We start from the raw sequence: 20,989 nt of genomic DNA on the forward strand, positions 1-20,989 counted from the left end.
CAACAGAGCAGAAACACTCTCACCCGCAGATTCCCGTTCTCAACCTCCTCCTTCCGAGAGACATCCCTCATGAAGATTCACGAGTACCAAGGCAAGGAAATCCTTGCCAAGTTCGGCGTGCCAGTGCCGCGCGGCATTCCGGCCTACACGGTCCAGGAGGCGGTCGAAGCCGCCCAGAAACTTGGAGGCCCGGTCTGGGTCATCAAGGCCCAGATTCACGCGGGTGGCCGCGGCAAGGGCGGCGGCGTCAAGGTCGCCAAGACCATCGAAGACGTCAAGAAGCTCGCCGGTGAAATCCTCGGCATGCAGCTCAAGACGCACCAGACCGGCCCCGAAGGCCAGAAGGTCCGCCGCCTGTACATCGAAGACGGCGCCGACATCAACAAGGAATACTACGTTTCCGCCGTGACCGACCGCGCCACCCAGAAGGTGGCGTTCATCGCTTCGAGCGAAGGCGGCATGGACATCGAGGAAGTGGCCCACTCCTCGCCGGAAAAGATCATCACGGTGTTCGCAGACCCCGAAAAGGGCCTGACCGACGAACAGGCCAAGCAGATCGCCGACGGCATCGGCATGCCGGCCGACTCGACCGCGCAAACGGTCGACATCCTGAAGAAGCTCTACACCTGCTACATGGAGACGGACGCCTCGCTGGTCGAGATCAATCCGCTCAACCGTGACAGCAAGGGCAACGTCATGGCGCTGGACGCCAAGTTCAACTTCGACAGCAACGCGCTGTTCCGCCACCCCGAAATCGTGGCCCTGCGCGACCTCGACGAAGAAGACGCGGCCGAAGTCGAAGCCTCCAAGTTCGACCTCGCCTACATCTCGCTGGACGGCAACATCGGCTGCCTGGTGAACGGTGCCGGCCTGGCCATGGCCACCATGGACACCATCAAGCTGTTCGGCGGCGAGCCGGCCAACTTCCTGGACGTGGGCGGCGGCGCCACCCCCGAGAAGGTCACCGAAGCCTTCAAGATCATGCTGAAGAACAAGAACGTGGAAGCCATCCTCGTGAACATCTTCGGCGGCATCATGAAGTGCGACACCATCGCCACCGGCGTGATCGCGGCCTGCAAAGCCGTGAACCTGCAAGTGCCGCTGGTCGTGCGCATGAAGGGCACCAACGAAGTCGAAGGCAAGAAGCTGCTGGCCGATTCGGGCCTGCCGATCATCAGCGCCGACACCATGGCGGACGCGGCCCAGAAGGTCGTGGCAGCAGTCAAGAAGGCCTAAGGAAAAAGTCATGTCGATCTACATCAACAAAGACACCAAAGTCATCACCCAAGGCATCACCGGCAAGACCGGTCAGTTCCACACGGAAAAGTGCCAGGAATACGCGAACGGCAAGAACGCCTTCGTGGCGGGCGTGAACCCGAAGAAGGCCGGCGAGTCGATCTTCAACATCCCGATCTTCGGTTCGGTGAAGGAAGCCGCTTCGCAGACCGGCGCCACCGTGTCGGTGATCTACGTGCCGCCGGCAGGCGCAGCGGCCGCCATCTGGGAAGCCGTCGAGGCCGACCTGGACCTGGCGATCTGCATCACCGAAGGCATTCCTGTTCGCGACATGCTCGAAGTGCGCAACAAGATGAAGGCCAAGGAAGCGGCCGGCGGCAAGAAGACCTTGCTGCTGGGCCCGAACTGCCCCGGCCTGATCACGCCCGACGAAATCAAGATCGGCATCATGCCCGGCCACATCCACCGCAAGGGCCGCATCGGCGTGGTCTCGCGCTCGGGCACGCTGACGTACGAAGCCGTGGCTCAACTGACGGAAATCGGCCTGGGCCAATCGTCGGCAGTCGGCATTGGCGGCGACCCGATCAACGGCCTGAAGCACATCGACGTGATGAAGGCCTTCAATGACGATCCGGACACCGACGCCGTCATCATGATCGGCGAAATCGGCGGACCCGACGAGGCCGACGCCGCCCGCTGGTGCAAGGACAACATGAAGAAGCCGGTCGTCGGCTTCATCGCCGGTGTCACCGCCCCTCCCGGCAAGCGCATGGGCCACGCCGGCGCGCTGATCTCGGGCGGTGCCGACACGGCCGATGCCAAGCTCGCCATCATGGAAGAGTGCGGCTTCACCGTGACGCGCAACTTCTCCGAACTGGCCAAGCTGCTCAAGGCACGTCTGTAAGAGACGCTCCACGACACCGGCCGCAGAGCCGGGTCATGCGAGGACCACGCAGAAACAAAAAAAGCGCCCGCACTGGATTGCGGGCGCTTTTTTCAAATAAAACACAGTGGGATCAGAGACATGGAACTCCTTCAAAGCACAGATTTCTGGATAGGTCTGCTCAAGATCGTCTGGATCAACATCATCCTGTCGGGCGACAACGCCGTGGTGATCGCCATGGCGGCGCGCTCGTTGCCGCCCGCACAGCAGAAAAAGGCCGTGATGTTCGGCTCGGGCGCGGCCGTGGTGCTGCGCATCGTGCTCACGGTGGTGGCGGCCAAGCTGCTCGCGCTGCCCTTCCTGCAGATCGTCGGCGGCCTGCTGCTGCTGTGGATCGGCACGCAGCTGCTCAGCGGCGACGACGAGGGCGAGGGCGAGTCCAAGGAATACGGCAGCATGATGGTCGCCGTGCGCACCATCCTGCTGGCCGACCTGGTGATGAGCCTGGACAACGTCATTGCCGTGGCGGCCGCCGCGCAGGGCAGCATGGTGCTGCTGGTGCTGGGCCTGGCAATCAGTATTCCCTTGGTCATTTTCGGCAGCACCCTCATGATCAAGCTCATGGAACGCTTCCCGATCATCGTCATGCTGGGTGCCGCGCTGATCGGTTGGGTCGGTGGCGAAACCATCGTGAGCGACGTGGCGCTGCGCGACACGCTCGCGGCCAATCCCTGGTTGCACTACGCGGCAGCTGCTGCCGGTGCCCTGTTCGTCGTGGCCGTCGGCCGCCTGCTGCAACGGCGTGCGCACGCCGCGGCACACTGAGTTTCAGAGAAGTCGGCACTGGCAAACCATGGCGAGTGTCGGCGTTTCCCTGTTCTCCACCCGCCCCGCGCTGACCTGGGAGTTCGCCTCCCTGACCGATGTCGGGCGGTTGCGCGCCCACAACGAAGACGCCGTCCACGTCGATTCAGCGCTCGGGCTGGCCTTGCTGGCCGACGGCATGGGCGGCTACAAGGGCGGCGAAGTGGCGAGTGCCATGGCCGTGTCGCTGATGCATGCCAGCTTCGGCCGCTGGTTCGCCCAGGCCGGCATGCAGGCGCCGGCCCGGGTGGTCCGCCGGGCGCTGCAGGCCGCCACGGACGAGGCCAATGGCTCCATCCTGCACGCCGGCACCACCAACCCCGAGCTGCAGGGCATGGGGACCACGCTGGTGCTGGCGGCCTTCCGGCCGCAGCGCGTGGTGGTCGGCCACATCGGCGATTCGCGCTGCTACCGGGTGCGCAACGACAAGCTCGAACTGCTCACGCGCGACCATTCGCTGCGCCAGCAGCAACTCGACGCCGGCGCCATCACCGCCGAGGAAGCCCTCAATTCGCCGACCCGCAACCTCGTGACCCGCGCGGTGGGCGTGGAGCCGCAGGTCATGCTGGAAATGCACGAACACAGCGCAAGACCGGGCGATCTCTATATGCTCTGCTCCGACGGACTGAGCGAGATGATTTCCGATGAGCAGCTTTTCACGCTTCTTGCGCATGAGATCGGGCTTCAGAAAAAAGCTTCACTTTTAGTTGCAATTGCAAACGACAATGGCGGACGGGACAATATTTCGGTTGTTCTGGCACGGGCGAGCGTCCTGGAAACGTCTCGCGCGGCCAAGTAGCAGGCCTGGACGGCACCCCACCGTCCCGCTTGCCCTCACTCAAGCTTTGCAATCGGGGAGTCGGCAATGCCGAAGATGATCATCTCTGTCGATGGCGTTGTCATCGGACAAGTGGCACTCGCCAAGGAACGCACGACGCTGGGACGACGTGCCTACAACGACATCGTGATCGACAATCTGGCGGTCAGCGGCGAGCACGCCGTGCTGCACATGAGCGATGGCGATGGTCAAGTCGAAATTGAAGATCTCAACAGTACCAACGGTACGTACGTCAATGCGCTCGCCATCCAGAAGCAGGCGCTCAAGGACAACGACGTCATCGAGGTCGGTGGCTGCCGCATCCACTTCCGGGCGCGAAGCAACCTGGCCATCGGTCCCGGTTCCGTGCGCACCACCTTGCCCGAGCACTCGGGGCATTCGGGTGCCGTGCCGCTGTCGTCGGCGCCCACCGAGTCCGGCGCGCTGGTCGAGCTGGGCATTCCGGTGCTGCGGGTGCTGGCTGGCGCCAACGAAGGCCAGGACGTTGCGCTGCAGAAGGTCGTCACCACCATCGGCAAGCCCGGCGTCGCCGTGGCCGTCGTCACGCGCCGCCGGCAGGGCTACGTGGCCGCTGGCGTCGAGGGCAACGTCACGCTCAACGGCCTGCAGCTGGGCACCGAGGCGGTCGCCTTGCAGGAGCGCGACGTGCTCGAGCTCGGCGGCGCCACGCGCATGCAGTTCGTTCGCATCTGAATTTCCCCCTGTGGCCTGCCGCGGCAACGCCCGCAAGGACGGGCTGTCGTGAGCAAGTGGCGCGAGCTGCGGCGGCACTGGCCGCGCATCGCCATCACGCTGTTGCCGCTGTTGCTGGCGTTGGCGCATGCCACCGGCGCCTGGCCGCTGAGCGCACTCGAACGCCTTGACCTGCTGATCTACGACATCCGCCTGCGCGCCACCATGCCGCGCACGGCCGATCCGCGCGTGGTGATCGTCGACGTCGACGACGCCAGCCTGGCGCGCCAGGGCCAGTGGCCCTGGCCGCGCGACAAGATGGCCCGCCTCACCACCGAGTTGCTGACCCGCCAGCAGGCCGCCGTGCTCGGCTTCGACGTGATGTTTCTCGAACCCGACCGCAGCTCCGGCCTCGAACGGCTGCGCGAAATGGCGAACGGACCGTTGCGGGGCATGCCCGGCCTGGCATCGGAGGTCGAGCGGCTGGCGCCCTCGCTGGACCACGACGCCACCTTTGCCGAAGCCCTGAAAGGCCAGCCGGTGGCGCTCGGCTACTACTTCAACCGCACGCAGCCGCCCCGCGCCAAGGGCCAGTTGCCCGCCACACCGCTGCTGCCGGTCGGCGCCTTTCCCGCGGGCGGCACCTACGGCACGACCTGGAACGGCTTCGGCGCCAGCCTGCCTGCCCTGGCCCAGGCCGCCCCGGCCGCCGGCTTTATCAACACGCTGGTCGGCGCCAACGGCGACGGCGCAATCCGCAGCGTGCCGCTGCTCGCCCGCTACGAAGGCGACCAGGCGCAGCCTGGGTACTACGAATCGCTGGGGCTCGCGGTCTACCGGCTCGCCAACGGCTCGCCCGCGGTGCTGCCGGCCTTCGCGTCGGGCGCCGGCGCGGGGGTGCCCCGGCTCGCGTCGCTGCGGCTGGGCACGTTGCGCATTCCGGTCGATCAGGGCGCCAGCATGCAGGTGCCGTTTCGCGGGCCCGGCGGTGCGAACGGCGGATCGTTTCGCTACGTGCCCGCCGCCGACGTGCTGGAAGGCAGGCTCTCGCCGGGCGAGCTGAAACACAAAATCGTGCTGCTCGGCGCCACCGCGCCGGGCCTGCAGGACCTGCGCGCCACCCCCGTGGACGCAGCGTTTCCGGGCGTCGAGGTGCACGCCAACGTCGTCTCCGGCCTGCTCGATCACCGCCTGCTGAGCGTGCCGGACTACGCGCCGGGCTACGAGGTGCTGCTGGTGCTGGTGGCGGGGCTCGTGCTGGCCTTCGGGCTGTCGCTGCTGTCGGCGTCGCGCGCCGTGCTGCTGGCCGCCGGCACCGTCGCCGCGCTGGTCGGCCTCAACCTCTGGCTCTACGTGGGCCACGGGCTCGTCCTGCCGCTGGCGTCGGCGCTGGCCATGACGGCGCTGGCGTTCGTGCTCAACATGAGCTGGGGCTACTTCGTCGAATCGCGCGCCCGGCGGGGGCTGGCGCGGCTCTTCGGTACCTACGTGCCGCCGCAGCTGGTCAACGAAATGATGGTGCACCCCGACCGTTACAGCATGCGCGCCGAGAGCAAGCCCATGACCGTGCTGTTCTGCGACATGCGCGACTTCACCCGCCTGTCGGAGCAGATGGCGCCGGCCGAGCTGCAGGCCTTTCTCAACACCGTGTTCAGCCGGCTCACCGACGTCATCGGCGCGCACCGCGGCACCGTCGACAAGTACATGGGCGACTGCGTCATGGCCTTCTGGGGTGCGCCCATCGACACGCCCGACCACGCCGCGCTCGCCGTGCAGGCCGCCCTGGACATGGGCGACGCCGTGCGGGACATCAACCGCATCCACCGCGACAGCGGCCGCCCGGAGATCAGCGTGGGCATCGGCATCAACAGCGGCGTGATGAGCGTGGGCGACATGGGCTCGGCCGAGCGCCGCAGCTACACCGTGGTGGGCGACGCGGTCAACCTTGCGTCCCGGCTCGAGGGCCTGAGCGGGCACTACGGCGTCGAAATTGTCGCCAGCGGCGCGACCCGGGCCATGGCGCCCGGCCATCTCTGGCAGGAGCTCGACAGCGTGCGCGTCAAGGGCAAGGCCCAGGCGGTGGCCGTGTTCACGCCGCTGGTCGCACGCACCCCCGAATCCGTCGAGCACGCCCGCCGGATGCTCGAGCGCTGGAGCGACGTGCTCGCCGCCTACCGGCGCCAGGACTGGGCCCTGGGCCGAAGCCTGCTCGCCCCCTTGCTCGCCGAGGATGCCAAAAAAGTCCTTTACCAGCTCTACGCCCAGCGTTTAGCCTCGATGGCGTTGCGCCCGCAAGACCCGAACTGGGACGGCGCAACCCGGTTCGAAACCAAATGACGGCAGACACACACAAGGGGTCTCTCACAATGCAGGTTCGTGTGCTGGGTTGCTCGGGCGCCATCGCCAAAGGCTGCCGCACCACCTCGTTTCTGGTCGACACCGACCTGCTCGTCGACGCGGGCACGGGGGTCGGAGACCTCACGCTCGACGAAATGGCCGCCATCGACGACGTGGTGCTCACCCACAGCCACCTCGACCACATCGCCGCGCTGCCCCTGATGCTCGACGCCGTCGGCAGCCGCCGTGCCCAGCCGCTGCGGGTGCATGCGCTGAGGGCCACCATCGAGGCGCTGCGCACGCATGTGTTCAACAACGTCATCTGGCCGGACTTCGAGAACATTCCGAGCCAGGAAGCGCCCTTCGTGAGCTTTCATGACATTGCGGTCGGGCAGTCGCTGCACCTGGGCAGCCGCGTGCCCAAGCGCATCGAGGTACTGCCGGCCGTGCACACCGTGCCGGCCTGCGGCTTCGCCGTGCGGCGCGCCGAAGGAGGCGCTCACTGGGTGTTCAGCGGCGACACCGAGCGCAATGCGCCCTTCTGGAAGCGCGTGAACGCGCTGGACGTGGCAATGCTGGTGATAGAGACGGCCTTCAGCAGCCGCGAGCAGGCGCTGGCCGAACGCAGCCTGCACCTGTCGCCGTCGGTGCTGGCCGATGAGCTGGCGCAGATCGATCCGGGCAAGCAGTACCCCATCTACATCACGCACACCAAGCCCGCGGAGACCGAGGAAATCATGAGCCAGATCGAAGGGCTGGCAGCCCGGCAGGTGGCGGGCTTGGCGCAGCGGGACATTCGCTGGCTGAAGGCGGATGGCGTGCTGACGTTTTGAGTTCGCGGGCGGGTGAGAGTGACAAACTTGTCACGGGTTGTTGCGACAACGAGCGCAATGTGTCACTTGCTGTAACTTGAGTGTGAACAAATGCACTACTTTCAAGGTGTAAACGATTGAAAGCCGGTTGGCACAGATGCTGCGGAAGGTATTGCGCTCCGGGCAGGTTCCCGGGCTCAACCAACCAACCTGGAGTTAGTTCAATGAACCATCGCACTCTCGCCCGCCGCGCACAGGCCGGCTTCACCCTTATCGAACTGATGATCGTTGTCGCGATCATCGGCATTCTGGCCGCCATCGCGATTCCCCAGTACCAAACCTACATCGCCAAGTCGCAAGTGAACCGAGTGATTGGCGAATCCGGCAACCTTAAGTCGGCAGTGGAGTCTTGCGTTTTGGAAGGTCGCTTGACTGGCAAGGTCAACTCCAACACACCTGCTGGCACCGTTCTGGCCGCCGGTGATTGCTCGCTCGAAGCAACTGCCTCTTCTATTCAAAAGGGTGATGTGCAAGGTGCTGGCGTTGCCGCGTCTGCTGGCACTGGCTATCCTCAAGTCCAACTTGCTGACCCAGCCACCATCATTGCTACGTTCGGCAACGGCGCTGCCGCTGTATTGACGAAGACGCCTGGCACGGTGACTTGGTCGCGCTCGGCTGAAGGCACTTGGACGTGCCAAAGCGCCGGTATCGAATCGAAGTACGCTCCTACGTCGTGCCCTCTGAAGGCGGCTGCAGGCGGCTAATTCTTCAACTGTTTCACAGTAAAGGCCGCCTTCGGGCGGCTTTTTTATTGCTATCGAGGAAAGCCATGTCTCAATCGAAGCTGGAAGTCCGCGGGTTCACGCTGATCGAGTTGATGATCGTCGTTGCGATCATTGGGGTGCTCGCAGCGATCGCCATTCCGCAGTACCAGACGTATGTGTTTCGCTCGCAGGTTCAACGCGTCATTGGTGAGTCTGGGAGTCTCAAGCCCGCAGTGGAGGTGTGCCTGCTGAGTGGCAAGACCACCGTTGGAAATCCGTCCGACGGCAAATGCGACCCCCAAGCCACTGGTTCTAATCTCCAGGTGACTGCAGGCAACGCAGCACCCACTATCGATGCGACTTGGTCATCTGTTGGTACGGGTGTCCCACAAGTTTCGCTTTCGACAACCGACCCAACAACGGTCGTCGCCACATTCGGCAACCTCGCTGGAGTTCCACTGCGGATGCCGATGGCCGGCACCATAACTTGGACACGGCAACTCGACGGCAGCTGGGGTTGCCGGGCAGCGAACATCGACCCCAAGTACGCAAGCACGGCTTGTCCGCTGTAATGCGAAGCACCTGCGCAATCCCGAGCTAACGGCGTTAGCCTTGGGTTTCCGCGCGTCACTCTTTGCTAGTTGACTTCCGCTGGATCACGCCATGATCCATTCCTGGGATGCGACCACATTTCGGCCTTGTAGCGGAGCGGCTTCGATCTCGGTGAAGCGGTCATGCCCATGCACTCCGCATGCGACCATGCAAGGGTTCCGTATGCTGACCTCCGCGCTCGCGGGGGGACGTAGCGACCGCACCGATCCAGCCAGTGCCTACTCGGCGCGTTAGCCGCAGTGTTGTGTTTTCCTAGATCGCGATGCCATCGACGCGCCATTGAACTGACCGCGGTTTTCTATCGCCTCGATTTGCACGCCGATGTGTGTCCGGTGAGATAGACCTGATCCGAGTTCGCATAGCAAATGGCCGGAGATTAGGCATAGTCCTTGAACTGCGAGAGCATCAAGACGGAACGACAGCGATCCTCTTGTGAGATTCACGCTGTCGGCTCGTGCTTGTCGGTGCGAACTGCTTGAATGGGACTCTCGGTCGAGAGAGCCCAACCCTCAATCAATCGTCGGCACTTCCCGCCAATTCAACAACCGCACCCCCGTGCCCTTGCCGAAGTCGATCGGCGGCTGGTTCACTTCGCCCTTCACATTGCCTGCGATCGCTTGCATCTTGCCGTTGTTGTTGATGATCTGAATGTCGGTGATCGCACTGGTATAGCTGACAAAGGCAGCGCCCGAGGTCAACGCCGTCGTTCCGGAGCCGTAGTTCACCGCATAGATGCGGCTCTGCCCCGAGGGGCTGCACGCATCGCCCGTGGTGAGCAGGCTCGAAAACACCACCACGCCGTTGAACGACGTCGCGCCCAGCGTGACGCGCCAGGTAATCCCTGAAACATCGTCTTTGCCCAAGTCCAGGTACCAGCCTTGTTTGGTGCCCAGACTGAATGCGGTGGTCCCCTTCAGATTGCTTTCCGTTAGTTCGCCCAGCGTGCTGCGCGTGACCGGACTGGTGATCCCGGTGTCGAAGCCCGTTGCAGTGCCGTCGATGATGGCGTAGAACGATTGCCCCGCAGTCGAATTGATGTCCACCGTGTCGAGCAGTTGACCTGTACCGAGCAATACGTAGCGCTTCTTGGTCTTGGGGTCGATTTCCACCAGCGGCTGCGTCGTGATCGGCTGCACGTTGCTGCTGGCATCCGCCAAGGTCGCCAGCTTCAGCGGCACGGGGTAGGCGCCGCTGCTGCCCTTGGCCGCGGTCACGTCGAAGCGCCAGAGTTGCCCGTTCAGGTCGCCCGCATAGAGCGCGTCGGCGGTGCCGTCCGTGAAGTCGGTGATGTAGGCGGTGAGTTGCGTCAGGCCGGCCGATGCAGTGGGTGTCTGCACCTTCTCGAGCAGTGCGCCGGTCTTCGGGTTCACGAAATACACGTAGCCGTAGCCGTCGGCATTGTTGTAGCCCGAAGTGAAGACGACGACCCAGCCGTACTTCTTCGTCTTCAGCACCACCGGCGTGCCGAAACTGAAGCCCAGGGTGTTGCCCACGCCGCTGGTCGCGCCGGAAAACTCCCAGAGCACCTTGCCTTTGATGTTGTCTTCGCTCGTCATGCTCGCGGGGTCGGTGACGTCGATGGCGTAGAAGCCCTTGCCGCCCTTGCCGAGGCCGCCGATCAGCACGGTGTGCCAGTCCGAGTTGTTGCCGGTCGGAGTGGTCGTGAAGACGCCGCCTGCGGTATTGAAGTCGATGTCGAAGGCCTTGGGCGACGCATCCACGTAGTAGCGGTGTTCGTAGTCAGGGTTGCCAAGCTGTGCCAGGCCATCGAGCGCTGGCGTGGCCGGGTTGCTGGGGCCGGAGAACAGCACGCTCGGCACGTACGCAAACAGTTCCGTGCCGGCGCCGGTTCCGCTCATTGCGCCGTTGAACGCATGCAGCATGCCGTCGTTGGCACCGGCGTAGACGATGGTCGGGCGGGTCGCGTAGTCGGTCTTGAACTTCGCATAGCCTGGATTCACCGTGTTGGAGAACTGGGACGAGGGCGGTCCGACCGGCGTGACCTTGGCGTTCACGATGTCGCCGAGCAGCAAGGCGCGGCGACGGTAGGGCTTGGTGTCGTCCGTGCTCGTCTTTTCCTTGCTGCGGTCCCCGCGCAGGTAGTTGAGATAGTCACCGCTGTCATCGCCCGTCACCCACGGCGAATCGAGTGTGGTGACTTGCGCGGAGCTCAGGTTGGTCTTGCGGAAAGGCACGCCCGCGGTGCCGCTCCACGTGACCACCCGGCGCGCGGTGTCCCAGCCCGTGCCGGCCAGTTGCGTCTCGAGCGTGGTGGCGGTGCTCCACACTTCGTTCAGGGTCGGCACACCGCCCGGGAAGGTGAGCTTGCTGCCCGTGATCACGCCGGTCCAGCCGTTCGAGTCATATTGCGACGCGTAGGAATTGGCGCCTTCCGAAGACACCTGCGGACTCGACAGCGAGAACGAGGTCGTGAACGACTTGATGGCGTTGGCAATGCTCGCAAAGGCTTTGGTCAGGCCGTCCACCATCGAGTCGGGCCGGCCCGCGGTGAAGTAGTTGTCGGGGCGCGGCTGCGTGGTACCGCCGTTTCGGGTGTCCGTGAGCGTGTCGCCGCTCGTCGCCCACCAGGTCTGTGGAATGGCGTCGCTGAAGGTGTACGGGTTGAACGTGCTCTGCATGCTCGTGGGTATCTTCAGCCCCCCGAACTTCGCTGCCAAATAAAACTGGTTGTTGGCCTGGAACGACTGTTCGAGCACGTCGACCCAGTAGGTTTGAACCGTTTGCTTCCCGATGGTGTTCGATTGAGACGAAACGTCAGGGCGAATGTCCTTGGTGTTCGCATCGTAGGCAAGGCCCGCCATCAAGGCCGAGTTGTTGCTGCAGCAGCCGTTCGAGACGTTGGTGTTCGTGCCGTAGGTGGTACCCAATCCACCCTGCAACACGCCGACCTTGTTGGTGGCCAGCACGGCATTGACCGTGGTGTCTTCAGTCACCTTCGCGGGCATTGCCGGTTCGTTGGCGTTGTTGGTATTGCCGGGCACGTTCTTGTCGGCGTGGGTGTAGATGTCGCCAATGCCCAGCACGAAGTTGCGTTGGCACGAATACTGGATCGGGTCATCCCATGCAGTGATCACTGGAAAACCGTCAAGGCGCTTCTTGATCGTGGCGGTGTCGGTGGTGTTGAGGTTGCTCCACTCCGGCACGTTGCCCAGGTTGCGGTAGTAGCGCAGCGCCGCGTAGTAGAGCTCGCTGACCGGGTCGTTCGACTTGTAGTTGCCGGGAATGAGCTGGCCGAACTTGTTGAGATAGTTGATCACGCCGCTGTCGGCAATGGTCACGTTGGTGGTGGAGGTGGCCGTGGCGTCGAGCGGATCTGGGTTGCGAATGAACACGCCGGTGTTCTCGTCCCATTCCTTCAGCGTGTTGCTGGTGTCGGGCAGGCCTGGCACTGGCTTTTGCGGCCCCACGAACTTCTGGCGCGCGCGCATCACGCCGCCGTCGCGGCCGTTGCCGTCCTCGTTCAGGTAGCCGAAAGCGCTGAAGCGCATGCGGCGCGCGTACTGCTGGATCAGGCCCTCGGGCTTCCAGTTGTTGCCGTACTGCTTGCAGTTGCTTTCCACGCCCCCAGGTGCGTTGGGGTTGCAGACCCTGTTGCGCATCGTGTAGTCGCCGGTGGTCGCGCCGCCGATGTCGCTCGTGAAGGTATTGAAGGTGTTGCTGCCTGGCCGTTGCCAGAGGAACTGCATCACCGCGCCGCCGGCATTTTCGTAGTACTCGATCTTCACGTCGAAGCTTTGTCCCGCGGTCAGCGTGACCGAGGCGTCGTAGTTGGTCGGACCCTGGTCGATCCATTTGTCGACCAGCAGAACGCCGGACACCCACAGGCGCACCCCGTCGTCCGCCCGAACCCGGAAGGTGTAGGTGCCGGCGGCAGGGGCGACGAACGTGCCTGTGAACCGGGCGGCAAAGTTGTCCGCGCCGATGCCGGTGACGGGAGCGCCGCTGCCCCAGTCATGGTCGCCGGTGTCCCGGGCCACAGTCACGGTGGGTGTTCCCGTCAACGACTTGTTGGCGTTGTTGAAGTACTCGCCTTTGAGGGAGGCGCCCGATGCCGTGATGCGCATCGCGTATTTGCGGCCGTTGACCGAAATGCCGAGGCTGGTGGACGTGCTGAAGGGCGTGGCTCCCGCGATTTCGGCGGCGGCGATGGTGCGGTCGTCGAACAGCCCTTGCCCGGAGTGGTAGCCCTTTTCCAGGATGGTGTCGGTTTCGGTATCGACCACGCGCCTGCCGCCGGTCATCGCCCAGCGAAACGGATCGATCGTTGCGGTGGCCGCCCAGTTCAGAAAATTGCCACTCCACTTCGTGCCGTCGCACTTGCGGTTGGTGGCCACGGCCGTCGGGTCGAAGAAGCTCTTGTCGCCGGTGTTGGTGTCGTTGGCGGTGGCGTCCACCACGTAGGTGTAGCACTTGGCCGGATCGAAGTAGCCCAGGAAGGTGCTGGTACTGGCATAGGCCGCGGTGTGTGCGGTGCGTGAGGCCGTCGGCCATTCCACGGACAGTGTCAGCGCCAGGTTGCCGGGCACGTTGGAGGTGGCGAACACCGGTTGGTCCGCCAGGCTGGCGGCGCCGGCCGGCCCATGCATGCCGAGGAGTGCGCCCGCCAACGCGGCGGTACCGGCAAAGCGCGCGGCAAGGATCGATAGCTTGTTCATGGTCGTCGTCCGCGATTCGTTATTCGGGCTTCGTGAAGGAGGACTGCAGGAACACCTGCGTGTCGCGAGGGCCGTCTACACGCACGCTCAGGCGGTAGACCAGCGCCTTGGGCGGTGGAGGCCTGCCCGCTTCCTGGACGCTTCCGCCGCGCACGTCGGTGGTGGCGGGTGCGTAGACGCAGGTGGTCTTGCTCGAAGCGCCGGAGGTGTTGCAGAGGCGGTCGATGAGGTAGCGAATCTTCACGAAGTCCGCAGACCGATCGATGATGTTGGACGCCTTCACCTTGTAGAGGTCGTCTTTCAGCAGCGCGAGCGGGATGCCGCGGTCGTTGGAGTCGAGCCTGACTGCGCTGTAGTTCGATGCCGGGACGTCGTTGTAGTCCGCGCCCACGGCAGACAGGCCGCCGCCGTCGAACAGCGCCAGCACCTTGACCGCGGCCTGCTCGCCCTGGTTGACGAGGTCGCGCTTGAAAGCCAGGTTGCCGGCGCTGGACAGGGAGGTGTTCATCGAACGCATGACCGCGACGCCACCGGCGAGCAGGATGACAAGGACGATCAGGCAGATCAGCAGCACGACGCCGCGCTCCCGGCGTTGCCGGTTCAAGGAAGTAATCATGATTTGGGCAGCAACAGGATGTTGCGCAGCGGAATGGTGAATTCGACGACGCGATAGCGGTAGCGTTGGTCGTCGTCCTTCAGGGTGACGGCGTCGCGCTTGACGCCCGTGTCGGCGATGTCGCCGAACATCGCGGGGATGGTCAGGGAGACCGGATCGCGCTCGAGTGTCGGGCTGCGAAGGATCAGGCCGACGCGCACGGCCACCACTTGCCTGCTCAGCTTTGGGTCTTTCATCAGGGTCTTGATGTCGAAGCCCGAGGCGTCCGGCGGCGTCCACTTGTCGATCTTTCCGTCCGTGTTGGTGTCCAGGCCGTAGACCGCGTGCATCTCCATGACACCGTCGGCAAGGGTTCTCGTGTCGTCGGTCCCATCGGCGCGCAGCAGGTCGTAGCTGACCAGCGTGTTGTTCGCACCGATGCCGAAGAGCTGGAACTGCACGTTGCCGGCGGTGCCGTTGCCCAGAGGTGTGAGGTAGGCGCTGCCGCTGGCCGCCAGCGAGGTCAGTGTGGTACCGACACCCGCCGTGTAGTAGTTGCCGTCGAGCGTCACGAGTTCGTTGTTCTGACTGTCCACGAATGAAGCTTCGACCTGTTCGAGCAGACAGTCCGTGCTACCGACCTGGCTGACCAGCGCAATGTCGTTCTGCTTCAGCTGAACCGTGTTGTCCAGGCGAATGATCTTGTCGCTGGCACCCGCGGAGATGATTGGGCGCGGCACATCACCGGCTCCGGCATTGCCGCCCATCACCATCAGCACGTCGGACTTGCCGTCGGACGACTGCCCCTTGCCGATCAGCACCGGTGCCATGCGCAGGTCTGCAACATCGGTGGCGTTGCCAAGAAACTTCTCGAATGGCGCCGGGAAAACAGTGGTCCGGGGAAGGATTGCGCCATTCTTGTACTTGGCCTGCAGCTTGCACCCGAACACCCCGAGGTCCCATGACTGGGTGAAGCCCGAGCCGGCGCTGCGTATCGCGCGGTCCAGCAGGTAGGCCGAGTAGGAGCCCGACTGGTTCATGTCGTTGACGGACGTGGTCGTGCGCTTGGTCGATTCGCCGAAGGTTACGGCGCTGGTCACCGCCAGCGTCACCACCAGCGCGATGACCATGGCGACCAGAAGCTCGATCAGGGTGAGGCCGCGTTCGCGCATCGCGCGCCTGGCTTGCTGGATGCTCATCAAGGCAACTCCACATGGGTCGTGAGTTGGCTGCCCGTGCTGCGCGACGGGGCCTGCCAGGTAATCTTCACGTCGGCCGTCTTGCCGGCCACGTCCACAGTGCCCACGCCATTGGGCAGGCCTGTAGCCTTCGGATCACTGACACGCAGCTTCCAGGCGGCCAAGGCGTCGGGAGGCACGGTAGGCGACTGGTTGAGCCACATGAGCGCCACCACTTCGTTGGCGAGCAATGCGGCACGGTTGCGGTCCTCGGCGTCCACCGAGAAGCTGATGGCGCGTGCCTGCAGACCGATCAGGCCCAGCAGGCCCAGCGAGAAGAGCAGCACTGACACCAGGACTTCAAGCAGTGCGATGCCGGCCTGGCTGCGACGAGGTGTTTCGCGGGGGTGTTTCATCGCTAGGGGCAGCCGTCGGGCTGGGTGGCTGAAAGGGTTCGCAGGGGGTCGCACATGCGCACTTGCCCGCCCAGCGCGACGGTGACGCGCAGTGCGCGGTCACCCGTCTTGCTATCGCTCATCGCGATGTCGTACTGGGCAGCCTCGGCCTTGCACGCTGCGCTGGTGGGACCGGGCGTGTCGTTCTTCACAAGCCGCCCGATCGAGCTGAAGCAGACGGATACGGGGCCTGAGATCACCACGCTGGAGCCGACGTCGAGCAGGATGCCCGCCTCGACAAACGCAGCCGTCACATCGGAGTCGGCTGGGGCCACCGTGCTGATAGCCCAGTTGCTGCCGCTGGTCTTGGCTGTATAGCTGGGTTTGGTGGGGGTGGGCTTGTCGTCGGTGACAGAAAAGACCATTTGCCGGCTGCGGCGGGTGGCCTCCGCCTGTGCAAGCCGCAAGCCGTTCTGCAGCGAATCGCTGACCGTGCGGATCTTGTTGTTGCGCACCCAGCCGAGCATGGACGGCATGGCCAGCGCCGCGAGCAGGCCCATGATCGCCACCACGACGATCATTTCGACCAGCGTGAACCCCCTGCGGCGACGCTGGGAGAGGCTGGCTCTCAGCATGCCTGGCCCTTCTTGACGATCCAGGCGGTGTTGCAAGTCGATGTCCAGCCGGACCAGCCTGACGGCATCTTCTTCGTGGCGCGGGTATTTGTCTGATCGACGGTGTAGGAGACGTCTTTGGCAGGACCGCTGCCGTCTGCGTAGAGCGTGAATGTCGTGTCCGTCGACGCGACTGTGGCGCAACTTACGACAAAGTTGCCAAAGGTGCGGTTCTTCGCGTCCGTCGTTTCACATGGCGGGGTGATGGTGCCCACCTTCTGGTAAGTCCGGTTGTCCTGAAAGTACCGCTCCATATCCGCGCGCACAGTGGCCAAGCCGTTCGTGCCGTCCACGACATAGCCGCGCCGCACATAGTCTTGATAGCTCGGAATCGCGATGGCCGCGAGAATCCCGATGATGGCCACTGTGATCATGATTTCGATCAGCGTGAAGCCGCGGGACGTGTTGCGAGCAATGGCCTGGCTTCGGGCGAAATGTTGTTTCATCTAATTAACCTTTCAGGCCCGATCGGCAGTGCCGAAAATCAAGGGCAACAATCACTAACAATTGTCAAAGGATGTCTCTAATTGTTAGCCTTTGCAAAGCCATTCGTCTCGCGACAGTGACCACTCGTCGGCAAGCCTGCTCGGCACAATCGGCTGGATGACGTCTTCCGCAGCGCCGACCGGCGCCGTTCTGTCCTCTTCAAGGGCTCCCGGTGCCACCCGCGCTTTCCTTGTCGCGCTTCCGTTCCTGTGCCCGTGGGTGGCCGGCCCCTCCGTCAACACCTGGCAGCTGCTCTGCGCCTGGGCCTGCACCGCATTCCTTCTGTTGCTGAGCGACCCCAACGGCAAGCTGCCAAGCCGCCACGTTGTCTGCTGGCTGGCGCTCTGCGCGGCTTGCATTGCGCTGTTCCGCGGCGATGTGTGGGGCTACTGGGCGCCCGCCTGCGCCGCGATGGCGGCCGTCGCCGCGGCGGCGCTGGTGGGCGCACGCATGTCGAGCGCCGCCCAAGGGGCTGCCGCGCTGGCCTGGGGCATTCTGGCCGCAGGCCTCGTCAGCGCCGTGCTGGGCCTGCTCCAGTACTACGGCCTGGCCGAAGTCCTCGTGCCCTGGACCACCTCACCCGCCCTCGGCCAGGCCTACGGCAACCTGCGCCAGCGCAACCAGTTCGCCACGCTGATCAGCATGGCCTGGGTGGCCGCGCTGTGGCTCCATGCCGTACATCCTTCGCCGCGCGCCCGGCGCGGCTTGACGGCCGCGGCCGCGCTGCTCCTGGTCGCGGCAGCCGCGTCGACCTCCCGCACAGGCCTGCTGCAACTGCTGTCCATCGTCGGCGTGGCCAGCTTCATCGCCAGGCGGGAGCGCCAAGGCTGGCGGTCTGCAGAAACCGGGTCACGGTTTCGCCTGCCCTCGCCGTTGCGCCTGCTGTCGACCGTTCCGCTCTACTTCGCCATTGCCTGGGTACTGCCCCAACTGGTGGGCGGTGGCGGCAGCGGCGGTGTCGAAAGCATGCTGCAGCGCCTGCACACCGGCGCGCCCGACGACCACAGCCGGCTGATCCTGTGGCGTAACGTGCTCGCGCTGATCGCCGAGCGCCCCTGGACCGGCTGGGGCTGGGGCGAACTCAGCTTCGCGCACTACAGCGCCCAGTACCCAGGCGCCCGCTTCGTCGAGATCCTGGACAACGCGCACAACCTGCCCCTGCACTTGGCAGTGGAACTGGGCATTCCCGCCGCGGTGCTGATCTGCGGCGGCTTTCTGTGGATGGTGCTGGCCGCGCGACCCTGGCGCGAGCGAGACCCCGCGCGCTTGATGGCCTGGGGCATGCTGGGTGCGATCGTGCTGCACAGCCTGCTCGAGTACCCGCTCTGGTACGGGCCGTTCCAGCTGGTGTTCGGCCTGTGCCTGGGCATGCTGTGGCCGGCCAGGCGCAGCCTGCGGGCACGGCCGGCGCTGTCGTCGCTCGCGGCGGTGGGGCTGCTGCTGGTCGTCGTGTGCACGGGTTGGGACTACGTGCGCGTCAGCCAGATCTATCTCTCGCGCGACGAGCGGCTGCCGGCCTACGAGGACGACACCCTTGCCAAGGTCAGGGGCACATGGTTCTTCACCAGCCAGGCGCAGTTTGCGGAACTGACGCTGACCACGGTGACGCGCGCCAATGCGGCCGAGGTGCATGCGCTCGCGCAGCGTGCGGTGCATTTCTCGCCGGAGCCGCGCGTCATCGTCAAGCTGATCGAAAGCGCCGAACTGCTCGGGCTGGAAGACGAGGCCAGGGCGCAGGCGGCCCGCTTCAGGGCGGCCTTTCCGCGGGAGTTCGCGCGCTGGCTGAAAGACGACGAGCCAGACCTCTCGCCGGTCTCGCCGCAATGAAGCCGAAGGGCGCTACCCGGGCGCTCCCACCACCCAGCTCCCCGACTTCCCGCCGTGCTTCTCCAGCACATGCACATCGGTGATCCGCATGCCCCGGTCCACCGCCTTGCACATGTCGTAGATGGTCAGCAGCGCCACCTGCACCGCCGTCAGCGCCTCCATTTCGACCCCCGTGGGTCCGACGGTCTCGACCGTCGCCGTGCAGGCCACCTGGGGCACGCTGCCCGCGTCGGCCAGTGCGAACGCCACCGCCACACGCGTCAGCGCCAGCGGGTGGCACAGCGGGATCAGGTCGCTGGTCTTCTTCGCCGCCTGGATGCCCGCGATGCGCGCGATGCCCAGCACGTCGCCTTTCTTCGCGGTGCCGGACTCGATGAGTGCCAGCGTCGCCGGCTGCATCTCGATGCGGCCCGTGGCCACGGCCACGCGGTGGGTGGAGGGCTTGGCCGCGACGTCGACCATGTGGGCCTGGCCCTGGGCGTCGAAATGGGTGAGAGAGCTCATGGTTGAACAATCGAGTTGAAGATGCATCATACGAGCCCGAGCCACTGACGAGGACTGCCGCGCTTGACTCCCGAACTTCCCCGAAAAAACCGGTTGACGCACGTCCTGCGGTCGTTGTGCGCTACTGTTTTGGTAGCGTCGCAGGCGCTGCTTCCCGCGCCGGCCCTGGCGCAGCTGCAGCCCTTTCAAACCGTGCTGCCCGGACTGGGCGACGGCGGCGAAATGACCGCCAGCGCCGAGCGCCACCTGGGTGACCAGATCGCCCGCGAGCTGTACCGCGACACCGACTACATCGACGACCCGGTGATCGCCGCCTACGTGCAGGACATCTGGCAGCGCCTGCTGACCGCCGCCCGCGCCCGCGGCGAGCTCACGCCCGAACTCGACGAGCGCTTTGCCTGGACGATCCTGCTGGGCCGCGACCGCAACATCAACGCCTTCGCGCTGCCTGGCGGCTACCTGGGGCTGAACCTGGGCCTGGTGGCGGCGGTGGGCAGCCGCGACGAGCTGGCCACGGTGCTCGGGCACGAGCTCTCGCACGTCACGCAGCGCCACATCTCGCGCATCATGGACAAGCAGGGCAAGCAGATGCCGCTCATGATCGCCGGGCTGATCCTCGGGATGATCGCCGCGGGCCGCAGCCGCAGCGGCGACGCCGGCCAGGCCGTGATCATGGGCAGCCAGGCCCTCTTCATGCAGAGCCAGCTGAGCTTCTCGCGGGACATGGAGCGCGAGGCCGACCGCATCGGCTTCGGCGTGATGACGCAGGCGGGCTTCGCGCCGCAAGGCGCGGCCGCCATGTTCGAGCGGCTGCAGTACGCCTCGCGCCTGAACGACAACGGCTCGTTCCCCTACCTGCGCAGCCACCCGCTGACCACCGAGCGCATTTCCGACATGCAGGGCCGCTTCCAGTTCCGCATGGACGCGGCGCCACCGGTGCCCCTGGTCATGGACCATGCGATGGTCGCCTCGCGCGCCCGCGTGCTGACGCGCCCGGGTGTCGACGTGCTGCGGCTGTGGATCGATGCCGCCTCCGGCGGCGAGTTCGCCAGGAGCTCGCCCGCCCAGCAGGCCGGCATGCTCTACGCGGCGGCGCTGTCGGCCAAGGAGATGCGCGACTACAAGACGGCGCGTGCCCTGGCCGAGCGGCTGGTCGCGCGCACGGCCGACGACAAGGCCGCGGCCAGGCAGGCACGCTGGCTCGCTGCAGAGATCGAACTGGCCGCGGGCGCCGCGCCCAGGGCGGCGGCGCTGCTCGACGCCAGGTCGAAGGAGCGCCCCGAGATGCTGCTGTCCGCCGAAGCCGCCACCGCCACGCGCCAGCCCGCGCCGATGGTTCCGGTGCTGCGCGACTGGGTCGCCGCGAACCCGCGCGATGCGACCGCCTGGCGTGCGCTCGGCAACCTGTATGGCGCGGAGAACGACACGCTGCGCGCGGTGCGTGCGGATGCCGAGGCGAACGTCGCGATCCTCGATTACCCCGCCGCGCGCGACCGCTTCAAGGCGGCGCAGGAACTGGTGCGCCAGTCCAGGGTGGTCGACCACTACGAGGCGTCGATCATCGACACCCGCGCGCGGGCCGTGGAGGCGCTGGTGAAGGAGCAGGCGGCAGAGCCGCCTCTCAGGTAGCCGGGAC

Annotated in this window: 18 protein-coding genes; 11 read left to right on the top strand and 7 right to left on the bottom strand. The window is 65.2% G+C overall.

What is annotated here, in order from left to right; genetic code table 11:
• The first annotated feature begins 69 nt into the window (after positions 1-69).
• The 9 genes from sucC to ACSFBM_RS24795 all read left to right on the top strand — a co-directional run bounded on the left by sucC (position 70) and on the right by ACSFBM_RS24795 (position 8,978).
• The gene (sucC, locus tag ACSFBM_RS24755; RefSeq protein WP_435486749.1) at positions 70-1,236 is read left to right on the top strand and encodes an ADP-forming succinate--CoA ligase subunit beta; all 1,167 of its coding nucleotides are present in this window, start codon (positions 70-72) and stop codon (positions 1,234-1,236) included.
• Positions 1,237-1,246: 10 nt separating this feature from the next.
• Complete coding sequence (gene sucD, locus ACSFBM_RS24760; RefSeq protein WP_435437361.1) at positions 1,247-2,140, top strand: succinate--CoA ligase subunit alpha; 894 nt, start codon at positions 1,247-1,249, stop codon at positions 2,138-2,140.
• A 120-nt stretch (positions 2,141-2,260) separates the two neighbouring features.
• Positions 2,261-2,944, top strand: a complete 684-nt coding sequence (locus tag ACSFBM_RS24765; protein ID WP_116910421.1) for a TerC family protein — start codon at positions 2,261-2,263, stop codon at positions 2,942-2,944.
• Between the two features lie 28 nt (positions 2,945-2,972).
• On the top strand, positions 2,973-3,782 hold the full coding sequence (locus tag ACSFBM_RS24770) for a Stp1/IreP family PP2C-type Ser/Thr phosphatase (RefSeq protein WP_435486750.1): 810 nt from the start codon (positions 2,973-2,975) through the stop codon (positions 3,780-3,782).
• A 66-nt stretch (positions 3,783-3,848) separates the two neighbouring features.
• On the top strand, positions 3,849-4,514 hold the full coding sequence (locus ACSFBM_RS24775) for an FHA domain-containing protein (RefSeq protein WP_435486751.1): 666 nt from the start codon (positions 3,849-3,851) through the stop codon (positions 4,512-4,514).
• Positions 4,515-4,562: 48 nt separating this feature from the next.
• Positions 4,563-6,830, top strand: a complete 2,268-nt coding sequence (locus ACSFBM_RS24780; protein ID WP_435486752.1) for a CHASE2 domain-containing protein — start codon at positions 4,563-4,565, stop codon at positions 6,828-6,830.
• A gap of 29 nt (positions 6,831-6,859) precedes the next feature.
• Positions 6,860-7,663 (top strand): 3',5'-cyclic-nucleotide phosphodiesterase, encoded by an 804-nt coding sequence (locus tag ACSFBM_RS24785; protein ID WP_435486753.1) that lies wholly within the window; start codon positions 6,860-6,862, stop codon positions 7,661-7,663.
• Positions 7,664-7,866: 203 nt separating this feature from the next.
• Positions 7,867-8,406, top strand: a complete 540-nt coding sequence (locus tag ACSFBM_RS24790) for a pilin (RefSeq protein WP_435486754.1) — start codon at positions 7,867-7,869, stop codon at positions 8,404-8,406.
• 65 nt (positions 8,407-8,471) lie between these two features.
• Positions 8,472-8,978 (top strand): pilin, encoded by a 507-nt coding sequence (locus ACSFBM_RS24795; RefSeq protein WP_435486755.1) that lies wholly within the window; start codon positions 8,472-8,474, stop codon positions 8,976-8,978.
• 549 nt (positions 8,979-9,527) lie between these two features.
• Here the strand turns inward: ACSFBM_RS24795 and ACSFBM_RS24800 are convergent.
• From ACSFBM_RS24800 to ACSFBM_RS24825, 6 genes are read right to left on the bottom strand one after another with little or no spacing between them, the layout of a single operon-like run.
• Positions 9,528-13,694: a PilC/PilY family type IV pilus protein gene (locus ACSFBM_RS24800; RefSeq protein WP_435486756.1), complete on the bottom strand. Its 4,167-nt coding sequence runs from the start codon at positions 13,692-13,694 to the stop codon at positions 9,528-9,530.
• Between the two features lie 19 nt (positions 13,695-13,713).
• Entirely contained in the window at positions 13,714-14,310 is a 597-nt protein-coding gene (locus tag ACSFBM_RS24805; protein ID WP_435486757.1) for a pilus assembly PilX family protein, read from the bottom strand.
• Entirely contained in the window at positions 14,307-15,488 is a 1,182-nt protein-coding gene (locus ACSFBM_RS24810) for a PilW family protein (RefSeq protein ID WP_435486790.1), read from the bottom strand. The genes ACSFBM_RS24805 and ACSFBM_RS24810 overlap by 4 nt, the downstream gene beginning before the upstream one ends.
• Complete coding sequence (locus tag ACSFBM_RS24815) at positions 15,488-15,883, bottom strand: prepilin-type N-terminal cleavage/methylation domain-containing protein (RefSeq protein WP_435486758.1); 396 nt, start codon at positions 15,881-15,883, stop codon at positions 15,488-15,490. The genes ACSFBM_RS24810 and ACSFBM_RS24815 overlap by 1 nt, the downstream gene beginning before the upstream one ends.
• Positions 15,884-15,885: 2 nt before the next feature.
• The gene (locus tag ACSFBM_RS24820) at positions 15,886-16,497 is read right to left on the bottom strand and encodes a pilus assembly FimT family protein (RefSeq protein ID WP_435486759.1); all 612 of its coding nucleotides are present in this window, start codon (positions 16,495-16,497) and stop codon (positions 15,886-15,888) included.
• Complete coding sequence (locus tag ACSFBM_RS24825) at positions 16,491-16,982, bottom strand: type IV pilin protein (protein ID WP_435486760.1); 492 nt, start codon at positions 16,980-16,982, stop codon at positions 16,491-16,493. The genes ACSFBM_RS24820 and ACSFBM_RS24825 overlap by 7 nt, the downstream gene beginning before the upstream one ends.
• 157 nt (positions 16,983-17,139) lie before the next feature.
• Here ACSFBM_RS24825 and ACSFBM_RS24830 point away from each other — a divergent pair, with 157 nt between their 5' ends.
• On the top strand, positions 17,140-18,849 hold the full coding sequence (locus tag ACSFBM_RS24830) for a PglL family O-oligosaccharyltransferase (RefSeq protein WP_435486761.1): 1,710 nt from the start codon (positions 17,140-17,142) through the stop codon (positions 18,847-18,849).
• 12 nt (positions 18,850-18,861) lie between these two features.
• Here ACSFBM_RS24830 and moaC read toward each other — a convergent pair whose 3' ends face one another.
• Positions 18,862-19,353, bottom strand: coding sequence for a cyclic pyranopterin monophosphate synthase MoaC (gene moaC, locus ACSFBM_RS24835; protein ID WP_435486762.1), 492 nt, complete (start codon positions 19,351-19,353; stop codon positions 18,862-18,864).
• Between the two features lie 54 nt (positions 19,354-19,407).
• Between moaC and ACSFBM_RS24840 the strand changes: the two genes are divergently transcribed.
• On the top strand, positions 19,408-20,982 hold the full coding sequence (locus tag ACSFBM_RS24840; RefSeq protein WP_435486791.1) for a M48 family metalloprotease: 1,575 nt from the start codon (positions 19,408-19,410) through the stop codon (positions 20,980-20,982).
• Positions 20,983-20,989: the final 7 nt, after the last annotated feature.

The organism is Variovorax pasteuri, from assembly GCF_051216435.1.
In the GTDB taxonomy this organism is placed as follows: Bacteria; Pseudomonadota; Gammaproteobacteria; order Burkholderiales; family Burkholderiaceae_C; genus Variovorax.